At 31.9% G+C, this 12,706-nt stretch carries 5 protein-coding genes; all 5 read left to right on the forward strand.

The genetic code is table 11. From position 1 onward, the window contains the following. The first annotated feature begins 282 nt into the window (after window positions 1-282). Window positions 283-939: a hypothetical protein gene (locus Q8S45_RS11275; RefSeq protein ID WP_305604777.1), complete on the forward strand. Its 657-nt coding sequence runs from the start codon at window positions 283-285 to the stop codon at window positions 937-939. A gap of 102 nt (window positions 940-1,041) precedes the next feature. After that, window positions 1,042-5,031: a LamG-like jellyroll fold domain-containing protein gene (locus Q8S45_RS11280; RefSeq protein ID WP_305604778.1), complete on the forward strand. Its 3,990-nt coding sequence runs from the start codon at window positions 1,042-1,044 to the stop codon at window positions 5,029-5,031. Between the two features lie 613 nt (window positions 5,032-5,644). After that, the gene (locus Q8S45_RS11285) at window positions 5,645-10,384 is read left to right on the forward strand and encodes a LamG-like jellyroll fold domain-containing protein (RefSeq protein ID WP_305604780.1); all 4,740 of its coding nucleotides are present in this window, start codon (window positions 5,645-5,647) and stop codon (window positions 10,382-10,384) included. A gap of 237 nt (window positions 10,385-10,621) precedes the next feature. Then, entirely contained in the window at window positions 10,622-11,497 is an 876-nt protein-coding gene (locus tag Q8S45_RS11290; protein ID WP_305604782.1) for a T9SS type A sorting domain-containing protein, read from the forward strand. A gap of 228 nt (window positions 11,498-11,725) precedes the next feature. Then, window positions 11,726-12,706, forward strand: a 981-nt coding sequence (locus Q8S45_RS11295; RefSeq protein ID WP_371133019.1) for a hypothetical protein, incomplete at its 3' end; no start/stop codon positions are given.

The raw sequence follows: 12,706 nt of genomic DNA on the forward strand, positions 1-12,706 counted from the left end.
GGATTAAACAAACAGTCACCTTTTTACATTTCTTTTGATACGTTTTCGGTGTTTATTACAAAGAATTTGATTTAGCAATTTGTTTGCATAGAAGAAACATTTCATTCTTATTTTTTATTAATAAAATTACCATTTATATTATAAAACGTGTATTTTATAATAAAAAAATGCATATTGTTTGAAATCGTAATATATTTATATTATGTTTATAAAAACTTTCAACTGTTTTTAACAATTTAAACTAGAAAATCAGATGTTAAAAATAAAAATCTTCATATTGTTTTGTTTATTATCCAGTTTATTGGGTACTCTCAAAGTATTGGTGTAACAATTCTTGGTAGTCCAACAACTAAATTGGCTGGTTCTACAATTACCATGACTTCTGGAAATAGTCTAACATTTCAAGTTACGAATACTGACCTAAGTAATTGCGAAAATCTTAGAATTACAGGTATTAATTTGTCTAATACAAATTTTTCTAGAACACTGGCAAACGCCGTACCAAGAAATTTAAAATCGTTAAGATCTGGTTGTGGTGGTAATAAAACGCTAAATTTTACAGTTACAAGAACAGATTCATTTTGCGATTCTCGAACGGTTCAAATTACTATTGAAACTCAACAGGGGGATTTTATATTTAATTTTGAAGTTAACAGATCGCCTATAATTTCTGTTTTAGGAGGAAGTCCATCAGCTGATATAACAAATAATTCTATTATTACCACAGCAACCAATGGAACTTATTTTGGTGTAGTTGAGGAATTAGCAAGTGTTACACGCTATTATACAATAGTCAACACAGGAAGCTGTCCTTTGGTTATTTCTTCAATTGTAGATACACATGCTGATTTTGTACTACCACCATATGTTTTGTTACCTAATTTTACACCCACTGCTATTACAACACCTATCAACCCAGGCACTTACGTTATATTCTAACTAACGTTTACAGGGCCAACAGGAGGTTCAGGAACATTACCATCTACAATTACTATAACTTATTCAACTACTGAGACTTTTACTTTTAATATAAGTGCAGAGATGTTTAATTTTTCGGGACCTGGTCCAGGAGGTGTAATTGCTGATTTTGGGTTGTGGCTTAAGGGAACAAGAGGTATTGAAAAAGATGGTAGTAATAAAGTTTCTGTGTGGAATGATTTAGGACCAAACCCTAAAGATGCAATTCAACCAACGGCAATTAATCAACCAACTTTTATTGATACTTATACAGGTAATATTAATTTTAATCCAGTTGTTAAATTTTTAAATGGAGGAGGAACCGAAGAATACTTGTACAACATAACCAATGGTTTTTACAGTCAAGATATTTTTATTGTAATGATACCCGATGCAACAATCACAAGTTTATCTAGTCAAAATACTATTTTTGGCGGGGTAAAATCTAATTTGGATAATCCAACTCCAGCCGGAACAATTACCGGTGTTGGCTATGGGAACTATACTACCGGTTTTATCAACGAATTATTATCTTATATGCAAGAATCTACTTCTACGTATGGAATTGCAGAAATCAGCACCACTAAATCGTATGGAAATGCAGGAATTATCAACGTCAGAAATAATTCCACAATTGCAAATTCACAGGAAATGCTTTATAATTCAAATCTATTAACTACCTCAACTAATGTCGGAACTTTTACTAATGTTGGTCATATAGATACAGTTCCAGATCCAGATGTTGTTTGGGGTACTAAATATTGGATTGGGAAAAACTTTAGTGAATCAGGAAGTTTAAACGGTAGGGTTGCTGAAATTTTAACTTTTGCAGAACGTGTTCCAGATGATGATGGTATTCAACCTGATAATAGTGATAATAGTCGTCAAAAAATTGAAACTTATTTGGCAATTAAATATGGTATTACCCTTGGATCTTCAACTGAGGCGCAAAAAGATTATGTTAATTCTGCTGGAATAAAAATATGGGACATCGCAGCAAATACAGGATTTAATTTTAATATTGCTGGGATAGGACGAGATGACGATTCTGATTTAAATCAAAAACAATCGAAAAGTATTAATGACGTAAACGAAGTTATAATTGGGCTAGGAGCCATAGCGCCAACCAATAGTGTCAACACCAATGAATTTAAAGTTAATAAGGAGTTTTTAGTTTGGGGTTGTGACAATGGTGCTTTTACAGGCACAAGCACCAATGCAGTAACTATTGGAACAGGAGCTACTACAACACTTACTCGCATAGACAGAATATGGAAAATTGTGGGAACAGGAGCCGATGTAAGTGAAGTTTATATTGGTATTCCTACCACTGCATTTTCTTCTTTCGCAAAAAATGCAAATGAAGAGTATGCATTAATTGTATCAAATACACCTTCGTTTCTAGATACAGATATTATTGATGTAATTCCTTTAAAAAGCAATTCTAATATCCTAGGAATATTGCAAACTTGGTACGATTTTGAAGGAACCAAGTTTTTTACTTTTGGAAAAGTGCCTAAATTAACAGAAAAGAGTGCTGTAAATATTGGTTTAACAGACTTTTTGGTTGGTGAATATAGTTTAAATTTAAACCCGTTTGCCTTCACTGTTTCGGCATGGGTTAAAGGGAATAATACGGCTAGTATTAGAACTATAATGGCTAAAGGAAGTAAATTACAATTACGCTTAAATGCAGCACATAAAATTGAAGTAATGGTTGATGATGATGCAACACCGAGGTTTACTTCAAATATGATTTTAAATGATTTAAAATGGCATCATATTGCTTTTGTGTACCAAAGTGGTACTATATTTCTATATGTAGATGGTGTATTAGACCAATCGGCACAAGGTGTTAATCCGCCTACTCCTAATTTCAATCGATTCTCTATTGGAGCTGTTTATATTGATGCACATACTATAGATAGTCCTTTTTTAGGGGGAATTGACGAAGTTTATGTTTGGAATTTAGCATTAACAGGAGATCAAGTAAATTTCCTAATGAATCAGGAAATTGAGCAAAATGGAGCTTTAGTTAGAGGCAAAGTTATTCCAAAAGATATACCTTCAATGCCTTGGGCCTATTTAGCTGCTTATTACGATTTTAATTCTTTTTATGGCACTACAGTGGAGGGTCAAACCAATGACCGATTCTTTTTACGAATTAATTATAGAGCTGTGGCTAAAACAATTGTTAGTACTCAAACAGCACCATTACCTTATATTACAAAAGCAAATGGAGATTGGAATATAGCAGGAACATGGCTAAATAATACAGTTCAAAACATTCCAAATTCAATAAGTTTAAAAGCTGGAACAGATGTAGAAGGTAATATTGTTCAAATCGCCCACAATGTAGCTTCAACAAGCAATAAGGTTGTATTAGGCTTATTAGTTGACAGTTTTAAGACTGTATCATCGAGTAATGATACAAAAATTCAAGTTTCGCACTATTTAAAATTAGATGGAATCATTGATTTACAAGGAAAATCTCAATTAATACAAACTTTAGATAGTGAATTAGAACCAACAAGTTCGGGCTATATAATTAGAAGTCAGCAAGGTACTGGAAATAAATATAGTTATAATTACTGGTCATCTCCTGTAGGGCCAATTAACGCGGTAACCAATAACAATAACTATACGATTTCTGGCGTATTTAAAGATGGAACAACATTAACACCTCAAAATATTACTTGGATTGGAGGTTACGACGGAAACAGTGGAACTTCTCCTATAAGTTTAGCTCGATATTGGCTTTATAAATTTGTGAACGGAACTGCTTACGCCAATTGGGCAAAAATAACAGAAAACAGCCCACTAGTACCATCTCAAGCATTTACGGTTAAAGGAGCAAGCGGAGTAGGAAGTACTAGTCAAAATTATACTTTTGTAGGGAAACCATATAATGGAACAATTGAAACAAATTCTATTTTAGCAAATAACTATTTTTTAGTTGGAAACCCATATCCATCAGCTCTTGATGGTTATACTTTTATTGAAGATAATGCCTCTTCAATTACGGGGTCTATTTATTTTTGGGAACAATCTGCTTTGAATAATACACACCTATTGAAGGGTTATACAGGAGGTTATTCTATATTAAACTTAACTGGAGGGGTCCCTCCTGTGAGTCCACCTGAAATTAGTGGATTAGGAGCAATCACAAAAATTCCAAAACAGTATATACCTGTTGGACAAGGCTTTTTTGTTATTGGAGAATCAGTAAATGGTGGTATAATAACTTTTAATAATGGACAAAGAGGTTTTCAAAAAGAAGATTCTGCAGAGTCAAATACCTTATTTAAAAATGCTGAAACCTCTGGAAGAAAATCGTTTTCTACCAATTCAGACGATTCTATAACAAGTGATAATTATTTTAAGATTAGACTTGGTTTTAATACTTCTAGCAAGTTTCATAGACAAATGCTAATTGGATTTATGAATGAAAAAGCGACCGACAGCTTAGATTATGGTTATGATGCACAGCAAATAGATACTCAAGAAAGCGATGCGTATTTTGTCATCGGAACGTCAAAATATAATATTCAAGGAGTTGGAAAATTTGATGTAAATAAAGTTTACCCATTGGGTGTAAAGGTTTCTGTAGATGGTATTGTTCAATTTATAATTGACGGCACAGATAATTTGCCACCAAATATAGATATTAATATTTTTGATAAAGAAACGGGTAACACATTTGTAATTAATAATCAGCCTTTTGAAATAACTTTAATGGCGGGTGAATATTTAAAGAGGTTTGCCCTAACATTTAAATCTAATGCTCCAATAGCAATTGAAGAGACGGCTGTTATAGATGAGGAAGAAGTTATAATTGATGAAGTTCAGGTTTTTATGAATAATATAACTTCAGTATTACATGTTAAAAATGATGATACAGAAGGAATTAAAAATATTTTGCTTATTAATTATTTAGGACAAAATATTGGAAGTTGGAAAATAAATTCTAATGAAAGAGAATTAGCTATTCCAATTAAACAAGCTACAGGTGTATATATAGTCCAAGTTAGTTCTAAAATTGGAAAACTTAATAAGAAAATTATTATCAAATAGTTAAATTCAAAAGAGGTTGTCTAAAAAGTGTTTAAAACTTTCATTTTGAACTTGTTTAATCATTCCTTTATCTCAATATACTAATTATCAATTTCTACACAAACTTATTTCTATTGCGCTCAGAAATCAGAAACTGAGCGTACAGGCTGACGAAAATTCTACTTTTTAGTAATTTTTTTATTTAAAAGATATTAAGATATTTCAATAAGCACTTTTTTTTACCTCAAGTATTCCAATTAATATTCTTTCGATAATAATTTAATAAACCGGTTAAAATCTATAGTAATCGGTAAAAAAGAGAATGAAATCACTTTTTAAAAAATTTATTTTCAGTTAACTATCAGAGTCATATCTTAAAATTAATTTTGATATTTCATTTAATTATTTATATTTGAATTGTCATATGCTATGAAAAACCTTATTGACGATTCTCCTCTATGGATATTAATTTTGGAATGCTTAAAAATTGGTATGGAGTTATCTTAAATCATTTAATGGGAATTAATAGTGTATGTGAATAAATAGCTATTTGTCACACTACATTAGTATTTAAATTTTAGCAATGGGCTTAGCGCCTCATATGCCTAATGCTAATGTTTAAAAATTTAACAAAATGTTAAAAAAAGATTTAGATGGCCCCAAAATTCGATTGAACAATAATTTTTTTCAACAATATTTAGCCCCATTAATATTTTCACTTTTTCAAATAACATTAAAATTAAAATTTAATGTTAAAAAAGTTGTGTTATTTAGTCTTTATTTGGTAGGATCTACAAGTATTGGGCAAACTATATTTTCAGAAACTATAGGTGTATGTTGTGGATTGACAGTAACAGCTGTTACGGGCACTACTTTTTCAAATAATAGCTTAGCATTTGTAGGTACAGCCGATACTAGAACAGATTCTCCTTCCTCAGATTATAATAAAGCTTCTGGCAGTAGAAATGTTTTTTTTACAAATGTCAATACTACTAGTTTTGTTATTTCTGGAATTAATACTTCAAGATTTTTAAATAGTACCCTCAGATTTGGGCACTGGAAATCAATTGACGCTGCAAGTAACCAATTATTAGTTGAAGTTAGTACTGATGGGACTAACTATACAACACTTTCATATGGTAGATCGGTTGCAATTGGATCTGCTGGTTGGGCGTTGGTTTCAGTAAATGGTTCAATTCCACCTTCCACAAATTTATTTATTAGATTTAGACAAACTTCAACATCTTACACATTTCGAGTAGATGATATTGAATTAATTGGATTTTTTGATAGTGATGGAGATGGTGTTAACGATAATGTTGATATTGATGATGATAATGATGGAATTAAGGACGAAGTAGAATGCCTTAATTTTGTGAAACCAAGGATATATAATGCGGATTTTGAAGATATAAATATTATAACCTCTGGACTTGATCAAGGCCCAACTGACGTTGTAGCCACTCTTGGTATTTGGAAAGGTACAGGCTCTAATATTCCAAATTGGCATAGCGGAGAATCGTTACCTAATAATCATTTAGAAATTTGGCATAATACTCAAGCAGCAGGAAATGACCTAGGAGGTCGTGCATTTTCAGGGGTACAATGGGCAGAAATTAACGCGACTACTAATGATGGTTTTTATCAAGATATAGTAACAACGCCTGGTGATGTGTTGCAATGGTCTTTTGCCCATCGTAAAAGAAAAGGTTTTGCTGGAATTGGAGAAGATATTGCTCGGTTATTAATTGGCAATCCAAATGGCACATTAACCAGTCAAGGTGATTTTACTTCGGCAAGTGATGCTTCTTGGACAGAGCATTGGGGTACATATACAGTTCCTGCAGGGCAAACAATTACTCGATTAACCTTTACAGCAATTGCTGCAATATCTGGCACTTCAAGTCCTGGAAATTTTGTTGATAAAGTGCAGTTGTTTGTAATTCCAAATTGTAAAGATACAGATGGAGATTTGGTGCCCGATTATTTTGATTTAGACAGTGATAACGATGGGATACCAGACGTTGTAGAAAGTGTTAATACAAATTATAGTAATGGAACAGCAAAGATAGCTGCAGTAATCTTTATTGATTCCAATAATAACGGAATGCACGATGATGCAGAAGGAAATATTCCACTAGATTCTGACAGTGATGGAGTACCTAATTTCATAGATTTAGATAGTGATAATGATAGTGTTTTTGATGTTGACGAGTCGGGAGCCGGTAATAGCAGTGCTATTGCTGGTTTTGAAAATGGGGATGGAGATATTAATGGGGATGGTGTTGGAGATGGAACAGATTCCGAATTGTTTAGATTTAAAGATTCAAATAATGATGGTGTGTTAGAATATTTTGGGGATGGTATTTTAGATATTTATGATTACTTAATAGGAAATACTACGTATGCCGATTCTTTTGGAAATCAAAATCAAGGTTCAACAGGTGTTGGATGGATTAATTATGTGAAAGATACCGATGGAGACGGAATTTCAGATTATGTGGATGTAAAATCCAATGGAATAGATTTTGACATTTCAAGAACGTTATATGCAAGTTTAGATAGTAATGCAGACGGAATAATTGATGGCGCTTCAGATAGTGATAAAGATGGAATTGTAGATGCTTTTGATACTAATATTGCTTTTTTTGGTTCACCTAGAAACTTAGAAAGAAAGTTGCAACTGTATTTTGATGGTAGAAATGATTATATGGAGGAAGATGATGGTGTCAATAATATTGTAAATGGACTTTCTAAAGCTACTTTGATGGCATGGGTAAAATTAGATCCAGCATTTTCTGGCGATGCAGCAATTATGGGACAAAGTAATTTTTGGATTAGAATTAATGCCTCCAAAAGATTTAGAGTTGAAATAAACTCCTTACCATTTACAGTAGCTTCAACTTTTGCATTAGAATTAAATAGATGGACTCATGTTGCTGCAGTTTATGATGGATCAAATACTGCTGAAACTATCAAATTATTTATAAATGGCAAAAAAGTTGCGAGTACAAATACAGCAGGTATGAGACCAATAATTAAAACAAGTACAAACACTAAATTTAGATTGGGTAGGGATCCTTCAAATACCGATATTTACAACACAACGGCTGATATGTTTAAGGGCTATATGGATGAGGTTCGCGTATTTGATAAAGCATTATCAGAAAACGAACTTCAAAAAATGGTTTATCAAGAAATTGAAGAGAACTCAGGAATTTTAAAGGGAACTGTTATACCACTTAACATAACACACTATGTAAATGAAACTACGAGTACTCCATTACCCTGGCTAAACTTAAAAAGGTATTATAGAATGGATGTTTATAAAGATAATATAATAGATAATTTAACAACCCCAACAATAGATGTTGGAACAGGAGCAAGAATTTATAACACAAAAGTTATTAGCCTTCAGCAAGCTCCTTTACCTTTTATCACCCAAATAAGCGATACTACTTTATCAAACGCCTTGGACATTCCTTCAAAAGGAATAAAAGGTACAGATGCAATAACCTATGATTGGTCTATTGTTAAAATAGAACATAAAAACATTAGTTATAATGCCTATCAAAAGCATTTGGGTTTAATTGTTAATAACCAAGACTTAAGTTCAAACCCGATAATATTTAAAATTCAAAATGATTCTGAATTAAATGTGAGTTGGTATTTAGAATTAGATGGAGTTATAGATTTAGTAGGCGAATCGCAATTAGTACAAGAACCCGGAAGTATTTTAGACGCCGATAGTGGAGGTTATTTAGATAGAGACCAGCAAGGTACCCAAAGCAGTTATAATTATAATTACTGGTCGTCTAATGTTGGACCAATTTCTGGAAATACAGGTGCTAGAGGAACAGGAGTAGCAAGCACAAACGCCAACTTTACTATAGCAGGAAGATTAATGGACGCATCCACCACTGCATCTCCATTGGGAATTAGTTTTGGCGCATCCCATACGTGGGCAGATGGCGCCGCTACAATTCCTAAAAGAATTAGTAGTTACTGGTTATATAAATTTTATGGGCCATCAAATGATTATAATTCTTGGATAAAAATAAATCAAACTACGGCGTTGTTACCAGGAGAAGGGTATACCATGAAAGGAACCTCTGGTACGGCAGCTATTACAGACAATCAGAATTATAAATTTAGAGGAAAACCGTATAATGGAGATTTTACTTTGCCATTAGATAAATCTACAAGTGAGAAAAACAGACTGATAGGGAATCCATATCCATCAGCATTAAATGCCGATGAGTTTATTAAGGACAATATTGCTGAAACCATAAATAGTAAAGTTGGAAGAAATGCGGTGAATGTTTTTAATGGTGTATTGTATTTTTGGCATCATTTTTCTGGTAAAACACATGTTTTAGCTAAATATGTAGGCGGTTATGCCACCTATACTTTAATGGGAGGCATTGAGGCCATTTCAATTGATAGTCGAATAAATGCTAACCTTGCTGAGGGTAATAAAGTACCTGAAAGATACATACCAGTAAACCAAGGATTTTTTGTAAATACAAGTTTAGATGCGGGAGTATCTGGGTCTACGCCTGCTATTCAAGGAGGAAATATTGTATTTAAAAACAGTCAGCGCGAATTTAAAAGAGAAGGGGCAAGTTCAGGTGTTGGGTCACTTTTTTTTAAAGGAAGTGATGAAAACAATGTTATTAACGATCAAGGCAAAGGAGACACTAGGCCAAAAATAAGGTTACACTATAGTTCTCCAAAAGGGTATCACAGGGCATTGTTAGTAGGTGCTGATATAAATGCTTCAAATAGTTTTGATTTAGGATATGATGCACCTATAGCCGATGTTGGAGAAGAGGATATGTTTTGGAAAATGGGCGATACCAAGTTGGTCATTCAGGCAATAAATAATTTTAATGAAGATCAAGAGTTGCCATTAGGTATTAAGACAGAGATAGCAGGTTTGATTAAAATAAAAATTCAAGCTTTAGAAAACGTGGATAAGAACACGGAAATCTTTATAAAAGATAACCTAACCGGAGAAACCTATAAAATTAATGATCAGCCGTTTGAAATTAATTTAGAAAAAGGCGAATATGTAGATAGATTTTCGGTAGTTTTTCAACCTAGATTATTTACCAAAGATGAAATGACCATAATTGAAGGTGTAAAAGTATTTATGAACAACCACACTTCAGAATTAACCATAAAAAAAATAGTAGATGCAGATATTACCGGCATTCAATTGGTTAATTATTTAGGACAAACCATACAAACGTGGAAAGGTAATTATACGGCAAGAACAATAACATTGCCTGTTAAACAAGCCACAGGTGTATATATTGTTCAAGTATTTACTTCTAACGGAAAATTTAGTAAGAAAATAATTATTGAATAATTTTAATTACACTGAAAAGGTAAATTAACCACAAATTTAATTATATTACCAATTATTTATATAAAATAACCATTTGTATAATAAATATTACTATTTATTTGTCTATATTAAATATATGATGTAATTTAGTGCTATCAAAATTAAGACGTTGCCAATAAACTTTTATCAGATTTGTTTGTAATATTAGTATATTCTTATAAAGAAAAATATACCAAATTTCATATAAACTACAGTGTTATGAAAAAAAAAGTTCTTTTTACAATCTTACTTCTTTTAATTGGCTTGATTTCTTTTTCTCAAGTTTCTGATTTACGCCCAAAATTCAGAATAGGTTTTGATGCTCCCAAAATTGATCATCGACAATTATTATTAACTATTGACGAAAACACTACCGATGGTGTAGATTGGGGGTATGACGCTGAAATTTATCAAATTTTTGAAGACGATATGTACTGGATTTTGGAAAGAAAAAAATATGTAATTCAGGCAACAAATATCATAACCGAAGATAAAGAGTTTTTACTTGGAGTGAGAACAATTAGTGGGGGCACAGTTAGTATAAAATTGGATGCAATTGAAAATCCTATTAGTGGATTTACAGTGCATTTGATTGATAAACATTTGAATGAAACGTATGACATTCAAAATAATGCATACAAAATTTCTTTATCACCTGGAGAATATCATAATCGCTTTGCAATTAAATTTAAGAAAAATGCTATAATTAGTTCAAGTATACCAACACCTTCAATAGAGGAAATTTCAATCGATACAAGTATAGAAAGCGTTTTAATAGATGAAAACATCGAGAATGAAATTATTGATAATAATGAAATTAATAGTGACAGTAATAAAAATAAAAATAATTTTCATTCCGAATTAGTAATTCATGTTAATAATTCAGATGGAACAATTAAAATTAAAAATAACCGATTAATTAAGATTAATAAAGTTGCTATATTTAACTTTTTGGGGCTCAAAATTCAATCCTGGGAAAAAGGATTAAACGGTGAGTATTTGAATTTACAAGTTAATAACCTTCGAAGAGGAATTTTTATAATAAATATTTTCACCGATGAAGGTATTCTATCTAAAAAAGTATTAAATAATTAACAAAAAAGATCTCGCAAGAAACGAGATTTTTTTTTGCTTTTAAGTTTTAAATGAGTAAGTTAACAATTCATTTTTTTTCTGATTAAATGTTTAAACGTACTATTTATTATCAATTTTGATCCAATGGTAAAATTGCTTAAAATAATGGTTTAAATATCATACTTTCGCGATATAATACAATACCAAATTTACTTTCTATTTTAATTTATAAATACAATAATATATGATATGAAAAATACTATTATTGTAAATAGAATAAGTCAAAAGAACGAAGTTTCGCTTCCGACTATTTGGAGCTCAAATAATCTTGTAAAAAGCATCGCTAAAAAAGCACAATTCATTGCTTTGCTGGTTTTTTTAGTTTTTTCTTTTAAAGGAAATGCCCAATATACAATTACTGGAACAACAGTAAATGCAACTGCAATAAATTGTACAACATTTGGAAGTAATACAATTATTTATGTTGGTGATGGTGTAACCTCAACAACATTAAATATGAATATAGATTTAGATTTAGGTTGTTATGGTGCTATACAATTTATAGTAAGGAATAATGCTACCATTAGTTTTTCCAGTGGAAATTATGATTTGAGATTAGGAGCAAATTCATCAATTATAGTTGAAAGCGGTGGAAACATTAGTGATACGTCAAGTTGTAGTTCTTCTGATCGGATATGGATAGGACCTGATAGAGTGGCATCTTGTGGGGGAGGAGGAGGTACCATTAGTTTTCCAGAACTTGTATCGGGAGGTGGTTATAATACAGTAAACGTAACATCAACAAATGTTTGTGGTTCTGGTACAGCAACTATTACCGCTGTTAAAAACCCTACTCCAATAAGTTCAACTACTTATAAACTATATGATGCAGTAGGTGCAGTAAATCCAATTAGTACAATAACAGTTAGTTCAATTCCTTTTGGAGCAATAGCAACTTTCATAACTCCTCCAATAAATTCAACAACAAACTATTATATTGAAGCCACAACCGGAACAGTAACTACCCCAAGACGACTTGTAGTAGTTACAGTAATTCCAATTCCACCAACACCAACAATTGGCACAGTAACCCAGCCAACGTGTTCAACTTCAACAGGAAGTTTTATAATTACAAACTATAATGCTACTTATACCTATGCTGTAACTCCATCAACAGGAGTTACTCAATCAGGAAATACAATTACAGCACCGGCAGGAAGTTATACGGTA

It is taken from the genome of Lutibacter sp. (genome assembly GCF_030692605.1).
In the GTDB taxonomy this organism is placed as follows: domain Bacteria; phylum Bacteroidota; class Bacteroidia; order Flavobacteriales; family Flavobacteriaceae; genus Lutibacter.